At 69.8% G+C, this 14,594-nt stretch carries 18 protein-coding genes; 8 read left to right on the top strand and 10 right to left on the bottom strand.

Translation table 11 applies throughout. The features are described from left to right. Position 1: 1 nt before the first annotated feature. Together AB7M35_RS11050 and AB7M35_RS11045 are read right to left on the bottom strand one after the other, a co-directional pair. A complete protein-coding gene (locus tag AB7M35_RS11050; RefSeq protein WP_453959713.1) occupies positions 2 to 1,324 on the bottom strand; it encodes an NCS2 family permease in 1,323 nt (440 codons plus the stop codon). Positions 1,325 to 1,402: 78 nt separating this feature from the next. Further along, positions 1,403 to 1,837, bottom strand: a complete 435-nt coding sequence (locus tag AB7M35_RS11045) for a PaaI family thioesterase (protein ID WP_453959711.1) — start codon at positions 1,835 to 1,837, stop codon at positions 1,403 to 1,405. Between the two features lie 51 nt (positions 1,838 to 1,888). Between AB7M35_RS11045 and AB7M35_RS11040 the strand changes: the two genes are divergently transcribed. The 4 genes from AB7M35_RS11040 to AB7M35_RS11025 all read left to right on the top strand — a co-directional run bounded on the left by AB7M35_RS11040 (position 1,889) and on the right by AB7M35_RS11025 (position 4,527). Further along, complete coding sequence (locus AB7M35_RS11040) at positions 1,889 to 2,731, top strand: 23S rRNA (adenine(2030)-N(6))-methyltransferase RlmJ (protein ID WP_453959709.1); 843 nt, start codon at positions 1,889 to 1,891, stop codon at positions 2,729 to 2,731. Positions 2,732 to 2,816: 85 nt separating this feature from the next. After that, positions 2,817 to 3,284 carry a hypothetical protein gene (locus tag AB7M35_RS11035; protein WP_453959706.1) on the top strand — a complete coding sequence of 156 codons (468 nt, stop codon included), beginning with the start codon at positions 2,817 to 2,819 and terminating at the stop codon, positions 3,282 to 3,284. A 23-nt stretch (positions 3,285 to 3,307) separates the two neighbouring features. Then, positions 3,308 to 3,982, top strand: coding sequence for a ribonuclease T2 family protein (locus AB7M35_RS11030; RefSeq protein ID WP_453959703.1), 675 nt, complete (start codon positions 3,308 to 3,310; stop codon positions 3,980 to 3,982). Between the two features lie 5 nt (positions 3,983 to 3,987). Next, entirely contained in the window at positions 3,988 to 4,527 is a 540-nt protein-coding gene (locus AB7M35_RS11025; protein WP_453959701.1) for a hypothetical protein, read from the top strand. On the opposite strand, the gene AB7M35_RS11020 is transcribed toward AB7M35_RS11025, so the two are convergent. The 3 genes from AB7M35_RS11020 to AB7M35_RS11010 all read right to left on the bottom strand — a co-directional run bounded on the left by AB7M35_RS11020 (position 4,509) and on the right by AB7M35_RS11010 (position 6,736). After that, complete coding sequence (locus AB7M35_RS11020) at positions 4,509 to 5,108, bottom strand: hypothetical protein (protein ID WP_453959699.1); 600 nt, start codon at positions 5,106 to 5,108, stop codon at positions 4,509 to 4,511. The genes AB7M35_RS11025 and AB7M35_RS11020 overlap by 19 nt on opposite strands. Continuing rightward, the gene (gene ychF, locus AB7M35_RS11015) at positions 5,074 to 6,174 is read right to left on the bottom strand and encodes a redox-regulated ATPase YchF (protein WP_453959697.1); all 1,101 of its coding nucleotides are present in this window, start codon (positions 6,172 to 6,174) and stop codon (positions 5,074 to 5,076) included. The genes AB7M35_RS11020 and ychF overlap by 35 nt, the downstream gene beginning before the upstream one ends. 265 nt (positions 6,175 to 6,439) lie before the next feature. After that, the gene (locus AB7M35_RS11010) at positions 6,440 to 6,736 is read right to left on the bottom strand and encodes a hypothetical protein (RefSeq protein WP_453959695.1); all 297 of its coding nucleotides are present in this window, start codon (positions 6,734 to 6,736) and stop codon (positions 6,440 to 6,442) included. Between AB7M35_RS11010 and AB7M35_RS11005 the strand changes: the two genes are divergently transcribed. Beyond that, positions 6,726 to 7,214, top strand: a complete 489-nt coding sequence (locus AB7M35_RS11005; protein WP_453959694.1) for a PRC-barrel domain-containing protein — start codon at positions 6,726 to 6,728, stop codon at positions 7,212 to 7,214. The genes AB7M35_RS11010 and AB7M35_RS11005 overlap by 11 nt on opposite strands. Positions 7,215 to 7,327: 113 nt before the next feature. Here the strand turns inward: AB7M35_RS11005 and pth are convergent, their stop codons facing one another. From pth to AB7M35_RS10980, 5 genes are all read right to left on the bottom strand, one after another. Beyond that, positions 7,328 to 8,083, bottom strand: coding sequence for an aminoacyl-tRNA hydrolase (gene pth / locus AB7M35_RS11000; protein ID WP_453959693.1), 756 nt, complete (start codon positions 8,081 to 8,083; stop codon positions 7,328 to 7,330). A gap of 179 nt (positions 8,084 to 8,262) precedes the next feature. Next, positions 8,263 to 8,955: a 50S ribosomal protein L25/general stress protein Ctc gene (locus tag AB7M35_RS10995; protein WP_453959691.1), complete on the bottom strand. Its 693-nt coding sequence runs from the start codon at positions 8,953 to 8,955 to the stop codon at positions 8,263 to 8,265. A gap of 180 nt (positions 8,956 to 9,135) precedes the next feature. Continuing rightward, positions 9,136 to 10,641, bottom strand: a complete 1,506-nt coding sequence (locus tag AB7M35_RS10990) for a sensor histidine kinase (RefSeq protein ID WP_453959690.1) — start codon at positions 10,639 to 10,641, stop codon at positions 9,136 to 9,138. Positions 10,642 to 10,762: 121 nt separating this feature from the next. Then, entirely contained in the window at positions 10,763 to 12,193 is a 1,431-nt protein-coding gene (locus tag AB7M35_RS10985; RefSeq protein WP_453959687.1) for a dihydrolipoyl dehydrogenase family protein, read from the bottom strand. Beyond that, positions 12,190 to 12,987, bottom strand: coding sequence for a TVP38/TMEM64 family protein (locus tag AB7M35_RS10980; RefSeq protein WP_453959685.1), 798 nt, complete (start codon positions 12,985 to 12,987; stop codon positions 12,190 to 12,192). Before AB7M35_RS10980 ends, AB7M35_RS10985 begins: the two co-directional genes overlap by 4 nt. A gap of 249 nt (positions 12,988 to 13,236) precedes the next feature. On the opposite strand from AB7M35_RS10980, the gene AB7M35_RS10975 reads away from it, so the two are divergent. The 3 genes from AB7M35_RS10975 (at position 13,237) to rnpA (ending at position 14,582) form a co-directional block, all read left to right on the top strand. After that, the gene (locus AB7M35_RS10975; protein ID WP_453959683.1) at positions 13,237 to 13,878 is read left to right on the top strand and encodes a DUF2239 family protein; all 642 of its coding nucleotides are present in this window, start codon (positions 13,237 to 13,239) and stop codon (positions 13,876 to 13,878) included. 159 nt (positions 13,879 to 14,037) lie between these two features. Then, on the top strand, positions 14,038 to 14,172 hold the full coding sequence (gene rpmH / locus AB7M35_RS10970) for a 50S ribosomal protein L34 (protein ID WP_453959681.1): 135 nt from the start codon (positions 14,038 to 14,040) through the stop codon (positions 14,170 to 14,172). Positions 14,173 to 14,216: 44 nt separating this feature from the next. After that, positions 14,217 to 14,582 carry a ribonuclease P protein component gene (rnpA, locus tag AB7M35_RS10965; protein ID WP_453959679.1) on the top strand — a complete coding sequence of 122 codons (366 nt, stop codon included), beginning with the start codon at positions 14,217 to 14,219 and terminating at the stop codon, positions 14,580 to 14,582. Positions 14,583 to 14,594: the final 12 nt, after the last annotated feature.

Here is a 14,594-nt window from a genome sequence, read left to right as displayed (position 1 = left end):
CTCAGCCGTAGATGAAGAACGCGCCGAAGGCGACCGCGATGACGACCACACCGGGCGTCAGGTCGGAGATCCGTCCCGAGAACAGCTTCACCAGCACGTAGGTGACGAAGCCGAGGCCGATGCCCTCGGAGATCGAGTAGGTGAACGGCATGCCGAAGGCACAGACGGCGGCGGGCGCCACTTCGGTCGGGTCGCTCCAGTCGATGTCGGCGAGCCCCTGCAGCATGATGGTGGCGACGAACAGCAGCGCCCCGGCGGTGGCGAACGGCGGGATCGTGGCCGCCAGCGGCGAGAACAGCAGGCCGAGCGCGAACAGCGCCGCGACTGTAATGCCCGTCAGGCCGGTGCGGCCGCCAGCCGCGACGCCGGTGGCGCTCTCCACGTAGCTGGTCGTGTTGGAGGTGCCGACCAGCGAGCCGATGACGGTGGCGGTGGAATCGGCGAACAGCGCCTGGCGCATGCGCGGCAGCCGGCCGTCCTTGTCGAGCAGGCCCGCCCGGGCGGAGACGCCAAGAAGCGTGCCGGCGGTGTCGAACAGGTCGACCAGCAGCAGCGAGAACACGACGATCCAGAAGGTGCCGGTCGCCACCCGCGCGAAGTCGAGGGCGAACAGCGTCGGCGTCGGGTCCGGCGGCAGCGAGATCACGCCCTTGAATTCGACGAGGCCGAAGGGAACGCCCAGGATGGTGACGACCAGAATGCCGATGATGGTGCCGCCGACGAGGCCGATGGCGTTGAGGGCCGCGATCAGCGCGAAGCCGACGAGGGCGAGGATCACCGGGGCGGAGGCGAAGTCGCCGGCGGTGACCAGCGTCGCCGGGCTGTCGACGACGATCCCGGCGTTCTCCATGGCGATGATGCCGAGGAAGAGCCCGATGCCGGCGGAGATGGCGTGCTTCAGGTTGGCCGGGATGGAATCGATGATGACCCGGCGCAGGCCGATCAGCGAGATGGCGACGAAGATCACGCCGGAGCAGAACACCGCCGCCAGCGCCTCCTGCCAGGTGAAGCCGTCGGCCAGCACCACGGTGAAGGCGAAGAAGGCGTTGAGCCCCATGCCCGGCGCCAGCGCGATCGGATAGTTGGCGGCGAACGCCATGATCAGCGTGCCGGCGATGGCGGCAACGGCGGTCGCCACGAACACCGGGCCCTCCGGCATGCCGGCTGCGGCCAGGATGCTCGGGTTGACGAACAGGATGTAGGCCATCGTCAGGAAGGTGGTCACGCCCGCCAGGATTTCCGTCCGCACGGAGGTCCCGTGCGCGGTCAGGCCGAACGTGCGGTCGAGGCGGCCGAGCGGCCGGTCTTTGGGGGCAGGGGGCATCGGTGGGTCTCCTGGCCGGACGGGTCAGAGGGAGGCGCGGCGCAAGCGGCGGGGAGGCGCGCCTGGAGCGCCGCCAGTCTAGGCCTTTTTGGCCGGTTCGCCGAGAAGGGCATAGGCGGTTTGCACCGAAACCGCCGGCCGCCCGTCGCCTTCGGCGGCGAGCGTGATCCGGCCGAACGCCATGGTGCGGCCGAGGCGGAGGACCTCGGCGGTGGCGACGGTCGCCGTGCCCGCGATGGGCCGCAGGAAGTGCGTGGTCTGGTCGACGGTGGTCATCGGCCGGTACGCCTTCGAGGCGGCGCTGACCGCGAACACCATCGCGGTGTCGGCGAGCGCCATCAGCGCCTGGCCGCAGACCACCCCGTTGTCGCGGGTCAGCCGCTCGGAAAACGGCATGCGCAGCACCGCGTCGGTCTCCCCGATCCGCTCGATCGTCAGCCCGAGATCCTGGATCCACGGCGCGAACACGCTCTTCAGAAGATCGGTTGCGGCGGCGGTGTCGAATGTGCTCATCAAGGCGGTCCCCCCTGTGCGTCCTCCGCGGCAAACGGAAGTGTGCTCTCCATGAACTACCGTCACGCCTACCATGCGGGCAATGTCGGCGATGTCCTGAAGCACATCGCGGTCGCGCGCATCGTACGCTACCTGCAGAAGAAGCCGGCAGCGATCCGGGTGATCGACACCCATGCCGGCATCGGCCTCTACGATCTGACCGGCGACGAGGCGTCGCGGACGGGCGAAGCGGAGCGCGGCGTGGCGCGGGTGCTGGCCGCCGATGCCCCGCCCGAAGTGGCCGACCTGATCGCGCCCTGGCGCGAGATCGTGGAGGCGGAGAACCCGGACGGAACGCTCCGCCTCTATCCCGGCTCGCCGTGGCTGGTGCGCAAGCTGCTGCGTCCCCAGGACCGGCTGACGGCGGTCGAGCTGCACCCGGCCGACGTGGAGGTCCTGAAGGAGCTCTTCTACGGCGACGTGCAGGTGCGCACGGTGGAGCTCGACGGCTGGCTGGCGCTCAACGCCTTCGTGCCGCCCAAGGAGCGCCGCGGCCTGGTCCTCGTCGATCCCGCGTTCGAGGTGCCGGGAGAGCTGGAGCGCCTCGGCCGACGCCTGGCCAAGGCCTGGCGCAAATGGCCGACGGGCGTCTACTGCGGCTGGTATCCGGTGAAGACGGGGGGCGAGAGCGACGAGATCCGCGCGCTGCTGTCCGAGGCCGGCGTCGGCGAGGCGCTCGTCGCGGAGTTGACCGTCCAGCGTCCGGATCCCGATGGCCCGATGGCCGGATGCGGGCTCGCCATCATCAACCCGCCCTTCACGCTCGCGGGCGAACTCGAGCCGGTTCTGGGCTGGCTTGCCGGCGTTCTGAAACAGGGGCCCGGCGGTGGTTTTCGCGTCACACACCACGCCTAGTCACCGGTTGCGACGGTCGGGCGTCTTGATTCTCCCACCCCCTTCCCGCATCGTCCGGTCAACGTATCCGCGTCTGGGGGCTGCCATGTTCGTCCGTATCGCCGCTGCCGCTTTTCTGTCCGCCATGCTGTTTGCCCCGGCGCAGGCGGCGGACCCCTATGTCGTCGTTCCGGCGCCGACCTATCGCGCCGCCCCCGCGCCGGCGCCCGTCGCCGGGCCGCTGCCGGCCTGCGCCGACCAGAAGGTCGTCAACGCCGCGCTGAAGTTCGCCAACAGCGCCGAGCCGGTCTACCGGGTCGAACGGGTGGCCGCGATCGACAACGTCTTCGAGCAGCGGCTCGAGGTGGACAATCCGAGCCCGCTGGCGCGCCGCTACTGCAGGGGCCGCGCCGTCCTGGAGGACGGTCGGGTCACCACCGCCTACTTCCGGCTTGAGGAGCAGGGCGGCTTCGTCGGCTTCGGCTGGTCCGTCAACGTCTGCCTCGACGGCTACGACGGCTGGCGGGTCTACGACGGCTTCTGCCGCACGGCGCGCCCGGCGCCGGATCGCTGAGCCGCGCCTCGCACGATGGCGGCATGACGCGCATCGGACCGGGCAGGGGTCTCGCCGCGCTGCTGGCCGTCTTGCTGGCACTCGTCGCCTGGACCGGCGCGCTCCGCGCCGATGACCGCCCCGGCGACTTCGATTTCTACGTCCTCTCCCTCTCCTGGTCGCCGAGCTATTGCGCGGCCGCGGGCGATCGCGCCGACCCGGACCAGTGCGCGTCGGGTCGTCCCTACGCGTTCGTCGCCCACGGTCTGTGGCCGCAGTACGATCGCGGCTATCCGGAAAACTGCGCCGCGGGCTACCGCCGGCCCGACCGCGCCCTCATCGCCTCCATGCTGGACATCATGCCGAGCCGCGGCCTGATCCGGCACGAGTGGGAAAAGCACGGGACCTGCGCAGGGCTGACGCCGGAGCGCTACTTCGCCTTGCTCCGGCGCGCCTTCGACAAGATCGTCATCCCGGAGCGCCTCAAGCGGCTGGAAAAGACCATCGTCGTCGACCCTGAGGTTCTGGAGAAGGCCTTCCTGACGGTCAACGACGGGATGCCGGCCGACGCCATCGCGGTCACCTGCAGCAGCAACCGGATTCGCGAGGTGCGCATCTGTTTCACCAAGGATCTGACCGGCTATCGCGCCTGTCCCGAGATCGAGCGGTCCGCCTGCCGCCGGCAGAACCAGCGGATGCCGCCGGTGCGCGGAGGCTGACCGCGATGCGCCCGCGTCTCCCCGCGCTGCTCGCCCTGCTCCTCGCCGCCGCGCCGGCGGTTGCCCAGACGGACGCGGCGCCGACCGTCCCGTCCGATCCGTGGATGGCGGTGCCGGAGCCGGTGATGATCGAGCACCTGACGGTCTCCCGGTGCGAGGACCCGCTGTCGCCCACCTTCGCCGACGTGCCGCCGGTCGCCGGCCAGCTGTCGGCGGCGGCGACGCTCTACGCGATCCCCTGCACCGCCGGGGCGAGCCGGCCCACCTACCGTCTCTATGTGCACGAGACCGGCGAGATCGAGGGCGTCCACCCGACCTTCGTGGCAGTCTTCACCCGCGATCACGGCTGGCAGGGCACCGAGATCGTGCGCAACGTCCAGTGGGACGCGGACACCGCCCGGCTGATCGCCGAGGGCCCGGTCGACGCGGACGGCCGCGTCGGCGTCGGCATCTGGTCGTGGGGGGCGTTCCGCCTGAAGATGGAGCGCTTCAGCCTCATCGACGCGGCCGGGGCCGCCGAGACGGTCTACGCCTCGCCGGAGTGAGCCCGCCGCCAGACGGTCTGGGTGATCGACCAGTCCGGATCGAGGATCGTCTCGGGATCGGACACCAGCCCGTGCCGGGCGAGCACGGCCTCCGCCCTGCCGCTCGCGCAGTCGGAGAACAGCGGCGTCCCGCCGGGCAGCGCCACGCCGTGCGCGCGCGTCAGGTGGAAGGCGTCGTAGCCGTAGGCCAGGAACATGTCGAAGACGCCGCGTCCGCCGGGCACGCCGATGGCGCCGCCCTCGGGCAGCACCGTCGCCAGCATCTCCGGGATCGCGGCGATCTGCGGCGACCACCACCAGGCGTCGTCCCGGCGCTCGATGCCGTGGGCGCGCGACGACACCACGATGCGCAGCCGTCCCGTCCGGTTCGGCGTCATCTGGTGGGAGCGGCGGCCGAGCAGCACCGCGTTCATGCGGTCGAGGCCGGCCTGGAATGCGCGCCAGTCGGCCTCGTTGCGCAGCGCGTCGGGCATGCGCCCGTCCGCGTCGGCGATGCGGTCGTCGTCGGAAACGATCGCGAACCCTTCGACCGACCAGCGCGGTCCGTCAGGTCGCGAACTTGAAGAGAATGACGTCGCCATCGTGAACGACGTACTCCTTGCCTTCGTCGCGGGCCCGGCCCGCTTCCTTGGCGCCCTGTTCGCCGCCGTAGGCGATGAAATCGTCATAGGCGATCGTCTGGGCGCGGATGAACCCACGCTCGAAGTCCGAATGGATCACGCCGGCGGCCTGGGGCGCCTTGGTGCCGGCCGGGATGGTCCAGGCACGGGTCTCCTTGGGGCCGGCGGTAAAGTAGGTGATCAGGCCGAGCAGCCCGTAGCCGGTGCGGATCAGCCGGTCGAGGCCGGGCTCGTCGAGACCCAGTGTCTCCAGATACTCGATCTCCTCGTCGTCCGATAGCTGGGCGATCTCGGCCTCGATGGCGGCGGAGATGACGACACTCGCGGCGCCCTCGGCGGCGGCCTTCGCGGCGACCCGTTCCGACTGCGCGTTGCCGGTGGCCGCCGACGCCTCGTCGACGTTGCACACGTAGAGCACCGGCTTGGCGGTGAGCAGGTTGAGCCCGTCGATGTCCTCGGCCATTTCCGGGTTCTGGGCCACCAGCACCCGGACCGGCCGGCCTTCGCGCAGCAGCTCCAGCGCCGCCTCCATGATCGGCACGATGTGCTTGGCGTCGCGGTCGCCGCCGGTCGCCTTCTTCTTCAGCGGCGTGACGCGCCGCTCGAGGCTGTCCAGGTCGGCGAGCATCAGCTCGGTCTCGACGGTGTCGGCATCGGCGATCGGGTCGATCTTGCCCTCGACGTGGGTGACGTCGTCGTCCTCGAAGCACCGCAGCACGTGGGCGATCGCGTCGACCTCGCGGATGTTGGCCAGGAACTGGTTGCCCAGGCCCTCGCCCTTCGAGGCGCCGCGCACCAGGCCGGCGATGTCCACGAAGGTCAGCCGGGTCGGCACGATCTGCGCGGACCGCGCGGCGTCACGGATCTTCTGGAGCCGGGGGTCCGGCACGGCCACGTCGCCGGTGTTCGGCTCGATGGTGCAGAAGGGATAGTTGGCCGCCTGCGCGGCCGCCGTACGCGTGAGCGCATTGAAGAGCGTCGACTTGCCGACGTTCGGCAGGCCGACGATGCCGCATTTGAAACCCATTGCAGTCCTCGGAGTCGGGGCGTGGCGGACAATCCGTTCCGCCCGGATGAGCAAGGCCGGGTGATAGGACACTTTCGCCGGCCACCACAATCCGAAATCCGGTCCGGGCGGCATGGCCATGCCGGCGGTCGTCGCCTCGGATCCGCGGTCGCACCCGAAAAATCACCGGCGTCGGTTGTCCGCGTTCTTCCCAATTGCGCACCACGTGCGGATTTCCACGCCCAAATGTGCCCAAAAGCGGACCATTCCAAGAATTTGCCATGACCTAGTCATTCGTCGGGAACCTGACGGCGTCTCCGGTGTTATCCAGTACGAAATCGATTGAACTGAGTAATAAACAGGAGGACAAGATGCGTAAGAGCTTGCTCACCGCAGTTTCCGCGGCCGCTTTGATTTCGGCCGGCATGGTTTCGCCGACGTTTGCACAGTCGAATTCTGGTACGACTGCGCCCGCCCAGACGGATACACAGGCGACGCCGGCACCGAAGGGTGATGCTGCCAACGGCACGATGAAGTCCGACGCGGCGAAGTCTGACGCTGCCGGCACTTCGATGGACTCCACCGCGGCTCCGGCCGAGAAGATGGACACGACGGCGCCCGCCACCGGCGAAGCCGCTGTGACCACGGACGGGGACGACATGGCCGTCGCCCAGCCCGAGGGCACCTACATGGCCTCCGAGCTGACCGGCGAGCCGGTTCAGAACGGCGACGGTGAAGATCTCGCCGACATCGAAGACTTCGTCATCGACGAGGGCGGCCAGGTCACCCATGTCATCGTCTCGTTCGGCGGTTTCCTGGGGCTCGGCGACAAGGAAGTGATGCTTCCCTGGGAGCAGCTGCAGATCACCACCGATCCGGACGATCCGGACGACCATGTCGCGATGCTGTCCATGACCAAGGACGAGATCGAGGCGCTTCCGGAGTTCAAGACTCAGGAAGAGGTGCAGGACGAGACCGACGCCAAGGCGCCGGCCGCGACGACCACCGGCACCGGCATGGGCACCACCGGGACGACCACCGGTACCGGTACCTCCAACTGATAAGTCCCCCGGCGCTTCCGAGCGCCTGGAACGGACAGGAAGAGGGCCGTGCGCAAGCACGGCCCTTTTTCGCGTCCGGGCCTTGCGCGCCTGCGTGCCGGCGGCGGGCGGGTTCAGGAGCGTTTGATGAGCCTGCCGAGCGCGGCGAACGGCCCCGAGGGCTTGCCGTCTCCGCCGGCCTGGACCGGGTCGGCCTTGGCATCGCCGGCCGGCTTCGGCTCGGCCGCGGGCGCCGCGTCGGTGGGGCCGGCCTTGCCGGCCTTCTTGTCCGCCGGTTTCTTGGCTGGCTTGGCCTTCGGCCCGCCGGCGGTGGCCAGATGCACCTTGTTGGCGAAGGTGGAATCCTTGCCGGCGACCAGCAGCGGCGCGTTGTCGGCGATGGCGTCGAGCAGCGGTTCGAGCCAGGCCTCGTCGGCCTTGGCGAAATCGTGCAGCACGTAGGGCGCGACGCGGTCGCGGTGGCCGGGATGGCCGATCCCGATGCGCAGCCGGCGATAGCCCTCGCCGATGTGGGCGTTGATGGAGCGCAGGCCGTTGTGGCCGCCGTGGCCGCCGCCCGTCTTCATCCGGAACTTGCCCGGCGGCAGGTCGAGATCGTCGTAGATGACCAGCACGTCGGCGGGGGTGAGCTTGTAGAAGCGCATCGCCTCGCCGACCGCCTGGCCGGATTCGTTCATGTAGGTCTGGGGCTTGAGAAGCTGGGCCTTGTCGTCGGCAAGCGTCGCGTCCGCCGTCTCGGCGTTGCCGCGTAGGCGCCAGGGCGCGAAGCGGTGCCGGTCGTGGATGCGGTCGACGGCCATGAAGCCGACGTTGTGGCGGTTGCCGGCATAGCGCGTGCCGGGATTGCCGAGACCCACCAGGAGCAGCATCGGATGTCGCCTCCATCGAGGGCCGCCTGATACGGCGCTGCGGCCCGGAGGGGCCGCGGGAGTTCATGCGGTCGAAAGCAAAACCGCGCCGAACGGTGGTCCTCGGCGCGGTCGATTGCGTGGTGTCGGCGCGGGGGCCGGCAGTAAGGCGCGGGAAGGACCCGCGGGGCAGGAGCCGATCAGCTCTTGCCGCCGTCCTCGTCGCCGTCCGAACCCTCGTCCTCGCCTTCGGTCTCCTCGGCGTCGGTGTCGTCCACCTCGGCATCGGGTTCCTCGACTTCACCGGCGTCTTCCGCTTCCGTCAGCACGGCCGGGGAGGCGATGGTCGCGACCGTGAAATCGCGGTCGGTGATCGTCGGGGTCACGCCCTTCGGCAGTTCGACCGCCGAAATGTGGATCGAGTCACCGATGACCAGGCCCTTGAGATCGAAGGTGATCGATTCCGGGATGGCGTCGGCCGGGCACTCGAGCTCGACCGTGTGGCGAACGATGTTCAGCACGCCGCCGCGCTTCAGGCCCGGGGAGCCTTCTTCGTTGATGAAGTGCACCGGCACTTCGACAGCAACGCGGCTGTCACGGCCAACGCGCAGGAAGTCGACATGGACGAGGAAGTCGCGCACCGGCTCGAGCTGGTAGTCGCGCGGCAAGACCCGGATCGACTTGCCGTCGACCTTGATCGTCCAGACGTGCGTCAGGAAGCCGCCGTCGTGCAGCTTCCGGAACACTTCCTTGTAGGGGAGGGCGATCGGCAGCGGCTGCTGCTTGTCGCCGTAAATCACGGCAGGAATCATTTTATCGCGGCGCAGCGCACGAGCGGCCCCCTTGCCCACCCGATCGCGCACCGTGGCTTCGAGCACGTACTCTTGAGCCATCGGTATCTCCTTCATGGCATGAAACGAAACAAGGCCGCCAAACGGCGGCCCGTCTCCGGTCTCCCGCCTCCAGGGGTGCGGGCAGGGCGCCTATATACGGGGATCTCGGACCAGTTTCAACCGCAATTGGTGCAGGTTTCGGCGCATTCGCACGGCCGAGATCTTGGCCGCCAAGATCATCTACCGGCCGGCCGCCCGCCGGATCGCCGCGAGATCCACGGGACGGTCGGGCAACGTGATCTCGAAGACCGTGCCGTGCGCCGCCTCGGCGAGGCGGATGGTGCCGCCGTGGGCGCGCACGAGTTCCGCCGCGATCGCCAGCCCCAGACCGGTGCCGCCCTTGCGCGTCGAGGCCTGGAACGGCTGGAACAGGTGCTCGCGGACGCGCGCCGGAATGCCCGGGCCGGTGTCGGCCACGCGGATCGTGACGACCGAGCCTTCCCGGTAGGCCGAGATCTCCAGCCGCTTCACCAGCGGCCCCTCGGCGTCGCTCTCCATCACCTGCACGGCGTTGCGCGCCAGGTTGACCAGCACCCGGAACAGCTGGTCGGGATCGGCGTCGATCTCCAGCGACGGCTCCACCAGGTTGTCGAACACGATGTCGCGGTGCTGGGACAGGCCGAGCACCTCCCCGACGTCGTCGGCGAGGCGCCGCAGATGCAGCAGGCGCCTGGCCGGCGGCGCCTCGCGGGCGCGGCCGTAGGACATGACGGAGCGCGTGTAGTCGACGGCCCGGTCGAGGGCGCCGACGATCTTCGGAACGATCCGCTGCACCGTCGGGTCCGGGCTGGTCGACAGCCGGTCGGAGAACAGCTGCGCCGAGGCGAGCAGGTTGCGCAGGTCGTGGTTGATCTTGGAGACCGCGAGGCCGAGGTCGGCCAGCCGCCGCTTCTGGTGGATCGTTTCCGAGAGCTGGCGCTGCATGGTGGCGAGCTGCCGCTCCGCGTCGCCGATCTCGTCGGCCCGGTCGGACGGCACGATGATGCGGTTGGCGTCCTCCGGGTTCTCCGCGAAGTACCCGATGGCGGAGGACAGCCGCTTGATCGGCCGGACCAGCAGCCAGCGCAGGCTCATGTAGACCAGCACGGCGGAGATGATCGAGATGACCAGCGACAGCAGCATGATGTTGCGCGAGTAGGCGAGCATCGCGGCGCGCAGGCGGCTGTCGCTGATCACGATCTCCACCCGTTCGCCGCTGCCGGGCGCATCGCCGGTCACGCGGATGGTGCGCGGCTTCGGCTCCAGCAGCACCGCGAACGCCTCGGTGATCGCCTTCATCACGTGCATGTCGGAGAGATCGACGTGAACGTCGACGGTCTCCGGCGGCATGTCGATGGCCAGCAGCCGCCGCCGGTCACCGGTGACCAGCGCGATGGCGATGGTGTTGGTGGAACTCAGGAGCCGGCCCTGCAGCGCCTTCGGCACCTCGGTGCCTTCCGCCAGGACGATCGCCGCGACGCTGGCCGTCGCATGGGCGTCGTGCAGCCACGTGAGCCGGAAATTGGCGATCGACGGCACGTAGATGAGGATCTCGCTGATCATCACGAAGACGATGGTCAGGAACAGGAGCTTGCCGCTGAGGCCGGCGCGCCAGGGCCGGCGGGCCGGGCCCTGCGCGTCGCCCGCGTCGGGATCGGCGTCGGCCTGGCCGGATGCGGGGCCGGGGTGGTCGTGTCCGTCGGGCATCAGGCGCCCCCGGGGTTGCCGGCAGCCGGACGCGCACGGTCGGGAGCGCCGCCGGGCGGCGGGGCGACGGACGGCGTGGCGGCAGACACGGGGGCAGGCGGCAGGACCCGCATGGCAGGCGCTATCCCAAACGACGCAACCAGCCAAGGATGCGCCGCAGCCAGGGATTGGTCAAACTTCCCGCATAGTAGGATACGGCCGCGGTCTTGCTGATCTCCCCGAAGGTCGGATAGGGCGGCACGTAGCTGGCCAGCGTGCCGATGGAGACGTTCGCCGCCATCGCCAGCGCCCACGTGCCGATCAGCTCGCCCGCGCCGGCGCCGACGATGCCGACGCCGAGGATCTTCCCCCGCCGTCCCGTGACGATCTTGATGCGCCCCTCGGTGCGGCGCTCGGCACGGGCGCGGTCGTTGCCCGAAAACGATGCGGTCAGCACCTTCACGGCATCGCCGTGGCGCTCCCGCGCCTCCGCTTCGCCGAGGCCGATCTGGCCGATCTCTGGGTCGGAGTAGGTGACCTTCGGAATCCGCGAGCGGTCTTCCCGAACCGGCAGCCGGAAGACGATCGAGCGCACCGCCAGGCTGCCGTGGTAGCCCGCGACATGGGTGAACTGCAGCCCGCCGGTGCAGTCGCCGATGGCATAGACGCGCCGATTGGAGGTGCGCAGGCCGCGGTCGACGGTAATGCCCTTCGCGGTGTAGGCGATGCCGCCCTTCTCGAGATCGAGGCCGTCGACCGTCGGCGTCCGTCCGGTCGCGACGAGCACGTGGCTTCCGGCGATGCGCTGCCGGCCGCCCGCACCCGTGATCTCTAGCACCGGTCCGCCGTCGCCGGCCGAGACGCGCTCCGTGGTGGCGGTCTCGTGCAGCACGACGCCGTCGGCCGTGAGCGCGTCCCGCACCACGGCGACGAGGTCGGGGTCGTCGTGGGGCAGGATGGTGCCGCGCTCCACCAGCGTCACCGTGGCGCCGAGGCGGCGATAGGCCTGCGCCAGCTCCACGCCGATCGGTCCGCCGCCGATGACGATCAGATGGTCGGGCAGCACGGTGAGCTCGAACACCGTCTCGTTGGTGAGGTACGGGATCGTGTCCAGCCCCTCGATGGGCGGGATGGCGGGGGTCGATCCCGTCGCCAGCACCACGCGGCGGGCGCGGATGGTGGTGTCGCCGGCGACGAGGGTGCGCGGATCGACGAAACGGGCGCTCGACTGGAGGACGGTCACCCCCAGCCCCTCGAAGCGCTCGACGGAATCGTGCGGGGCGATGGCGCCGATCACCTCGTGGATGTGCCGGTGGACGCCGGCGAAATCGACGTCGGGCGCGGTGGCCGCGATGCCGAAGGCGGGGCCGCGGCCGCCCGCGTGGCGGATGGCGGCGGCGGCGATCAGCGCCTTGGAGGGCACGCAGCCGGTGTTGAGGCAGTCGCCGCCCATGCGGCCCTTTTCCACCAGCACCACCGGCGCACCGAACTGCGCGGCGGCGGCGGCGACCGTCAGCCCGGCCGAGCCGGCGCCGATCACGCAGATGTCGGGGGTGAGAAGGCGGCCGCTCACCGGGCGCGCTCCCGCGAGGCGCGCCAGCAGCGCAGGAGGGGCGGCACCAGCGCGATGAAGCCGAGGGCCGCGAGCGCCCCCAGGAACGTCGGGGTGAGCAGGGCCTTGGGGTCGATGGTGCAGGTGCCGGCGTCGACGCAGCCGGGATGGGCGGCCTCCTGGGCGGCAATCAGGCTGTCCAGGCCGGCGCCCAGGAAGGCGTAGGCGAAGGTGCCGGGCAGAATGCCGAGAAGGGTGGCGCCCACATAGGTGCCGAGCGGCACCCGGAACAGCGCCGGGGCGAGGTTGACCAGCCAGAACGGGAACACCGGCACCAGCCGCAGGAACAGGAGGTAGCTCCACGCGTCGTCGCGGAAGCCCTTCGAGAGCCGCTCGACGAACGGGCCGGCCCGCGCCCTGAGCGCCGAGCCGATGGACGAACGCGCCGCCAGGAAGACGATCGTCGCACCGATGGTGGCGGCCACGGTCGTGACCATCCCGGCGGCCACGATCCCGAACAGGAAGCCGCCGACGATGGTGAGCAGGCTCGCGCCGGGAAAGGAGACGGCCACCAGCACGATGTAGATGCCGGCATAGACGAGCAGCGCGACCACCACGTCGTCGGCCACGAAGGCGCTGAGCTCGGCGCGGCGCTGGATCAGGTGGGAGAGCGTCAGCGCATCGAACCAGCCGGAGGCCCACCCGACCAGCATCAGGACGAACAGCGCGGCGATCGGCAGCCACGCGAGCGGCGATGGGCCCCGGCGGTCCGCCGGCGAGGCCGCGCCCTCGGTTGCTTTGTCCTCAGTCGCCATGCTGGCGCCGCCCGTTGTCCGACTTCCCGACATCACTGGTCCGTGCTCAAACCCGTCGCGGACAACGCATTCCCGCCCCCGTCGTTCTACAGATGCCCGTGATCGTGGGCGGGCGCATCCGCCTTCTCCGCTCTCTCACCCGAAATTGACAGGAGCGGAGGACGGCTCGGGAAATATACCCGGATATTATTGACATCGATTTCGCCCGGGTATTAATGGCGCATCGTTGGTCGATATCAGGGGCTCGCCATGTCTGTCTCGCCGCCTTCCTTCACTGCCTTCGCCGGTACGCGCCGGATCGCATCCGGCTCGGCCGGCGACGTCGCCGTTGCGCTGAAGCGCGCGGTCGAGGCCGGGGAGGCGGGGCTGCTGGTGTTCGAGGACGCGGCCGGGCGGTCCGTGGACTTCGATCTCGGCGGTCCGCCGGAGCAGGTCCGGGCGCGCGCCGATGCGGCGCAAGCGCAGGGAGCGGGATCGTCGCAGCTCGACGACGCGCCGCGCGGCCGCGGCCGGCCCAGGCTGGGGGTGGTCGGGCGCGAGGTGACGCTGCTTCCGCGCCACTGGGACTGGCTTGCCGGGCAGCCGGGCGGCGCCTCGGTGGCGCTGCGCAAGCTGATCGACGAAAAGCGCGCTGCGGGGCGGACGGATGCCGCCGTTCTCTCCGCCCGGACCGCCGCGGACAGCGTCATGGGGGCGCTTGCCGGCGACCTGCCCAACTACGAAGAGGCGAGCCGGGCGCTCTATCGGGGCGACGCGGACAGATACGCGAATCTTCTGGCCGAATGGCCCCGCGACGTGCGATCCTACGTCCTTCGGCTTGCAGCGCCCGTCTTCGCGACGGACGAGACCGCAACCAATGCGCAGTCTGTCAGCGGCGCCACGTTGACTTGACCCGGCCGTCTTTTTATAAGCCGTGGCTCATCTCCTCGCCAAACGCTCGGACTATGGGCGCCGTTTACCCAGGCGGGCGGGTGTTGATCCGATTTTGCAGTCTATCCGACGGGCGTCGACGCGCCAGCCGCGGGCCCCTGAGAGCAGGTATTTTGTCCGATGAAACGTACCTATCAGCCGAGCAACCTCGTCCGTAAGCGGCGCCACGGTTTCCGCTCCCGCATGGCGACCAAGGGTGGCCGTCTGGTCATCGCGCGTCGGCGTGCCCGCGGCCGGAAGAAGCTGTCCGCGTAGTCGACCGACCCGAGGGGCGCGTGCCGCCCCGCTCCGGATCCGTGATGCAGCGACTTAAGAAACGTGCCGAGTTCAAGGCAGTGGGGCGAGGTGCGCGCACCGAACGCTCCGGTTTCGTGCTGCAGGCGCTGTGCGAGGCGGCGGGAGACAATCCGCCGCGGTTCGGCTTCACGGTGACCAAGCGCACGGGCAATTCCGTCGAGCGCAATCGCATCAGAAGACGGCTGAAGGCGGCGGTCTCCGAGCGACTTTCGGGGGCCAGGCCAGGGTGCTCCTACGTGCTCGTGGGACGACGGTCCGCGCTCACGCGGCCCTACCCGGAGCTCCTTTCCGACCTTGAAGTCGCGTTCGAGCGGGTTCACAACGCCGTCGACCGTCGGCCTCGAAGCCGGCGCGCCCGAGACTCCTGAACCGGTGCGGTC

It is taken from the genome of Amorphus suaedae (assembly GCF_053629675.1).
The sequence above is the reverse complement of the archived record's forward strand: the minus strand, read 5'-3'. Positions and strand labels throughout refer to the sequence as shown.

What these genes read in the sequence shown, in the direction of transcription:
- AB7M35_RS11050 (WP_453959713.1), bottom strand. Translation starts at nt 1,324, where the DNA reads ATGCCCCCTGCCCCCAAAGACCGGCCGCTCGGCCGCCTCGACCGCACG.
- AB7M35_RS11045 (WP_453959711.1), bottom strand. Translation starts at nt 1,837, where the DNA reads ATGAGCACATTCGACACCGCCGCCGCAACCGATCTTCTGAAGAGCGTG.
- AB7M35_RS11040 (WP_453959709.1), top strand. Translation starts at nt 1,889, where the DNA reads ATGAACTACCGTCACGCCTACCATGCGGGCAATGTCGGCGATGTCCTG.
- AB7M35_RS11035 (WP_453959706.1), top strand. Translation starts at nt 2,817, where the DNA reads ATGTTCGTCCGTATCGCCGCTGCCGCTTTTCTGTCCGCCATGCTGTTT.
- AB7M35_RS11030 (WP_453959703.1), top strand. Translation starts at nt 3,308, where the DNA reads ATGACGCGCATCGGACCGGGCAGGGGTCTCGCCGCGCTGCTGGCCGTC.
- AB7M35_RS11025 (WP_453959701.1), top strand. Translation starts at nt 3,988, where the DNA reads ATGCGCCCGCGTCTCCCCGCGCTGCTCGCCCTGCTCCTCGCCGCCGCG.
- AB7M35_RS11020 (WP_453959699.1), bottom strand. Translation starts at nt 5,108, where the DNA reads ATGGCGACGTCATTCTCTTCAAGTTCGCGACCTGACGGACCGCGCTGG.
- ychF (WP_453959697.1), bottom strand. Translation starts at nt 6,174, where the DNA reads ATGGGTTTCAAATGCGGCATCGTCGGCCTGCCGAACGTCGGCAAGTCG.
- AB7M35_RS11005 (WP_453959694.1), top strand. Translation starts at nt 6,726, where the DNA reads ATGGACTCCACCGCGGCTCCGGCCGAGAAGATGGACACGACGGCGCCC.
- pth (WP_453959693.1), bottom strand. Translation starts at nt 8,083, where the DNA reads ATGCTGCTCCTGGTGGGTCTCGGCAATCCCGGCACGCGCTATGCCGGC.
- AB7M35_RS10995 (WP_453959691.1), bottom strand. Translation starts at nt 8,955, where the DNA reads ATGGCTCAAGAGTACGTGCTCGAAGCCACGGTGCGCGATCGGGTGGGC.
- AB7M35_RS10990 (WP_453959690.1), bottom strand. Translation starts at nt 10,641, where the DNA reads ATGCCCGACGGACACGACCACCCCGGCCCCGCATCCGGCCAGGCCGAC.
- AB7M35_RS10980 (WP_453959685.1), bottom strand. Translation starts at nt 12,987, where the DNA reads ATGGCGACTGAGGACAAAGCAACCGAGGGCGCGGCCTCGCCGGCGGAC.
- AB7M35_RS10975 (WP_453959683.1), top strand. Translation starts at nt 13,237, where the DNA reads ATGTCTGTCTCGCCGCCTTCCTTCACTGCCTTCGCCGGTACGCGCCGG.
- rpmH (WP_453959681.1), top strand. Translation starts at nt 14,038, where the DNA reads ATGAAACGTACCTATCAGCCGAGCAACCTCGTCCGTAAGCGGCGCCAC.
- rnpA (WP_453959679.1), top strand. Translation starts at nt 14,217, where the DNA reads ATGCAGCGACTTAAGAAACGTGCCGAGTTCAAGGCAGTGGGGCGAGGT.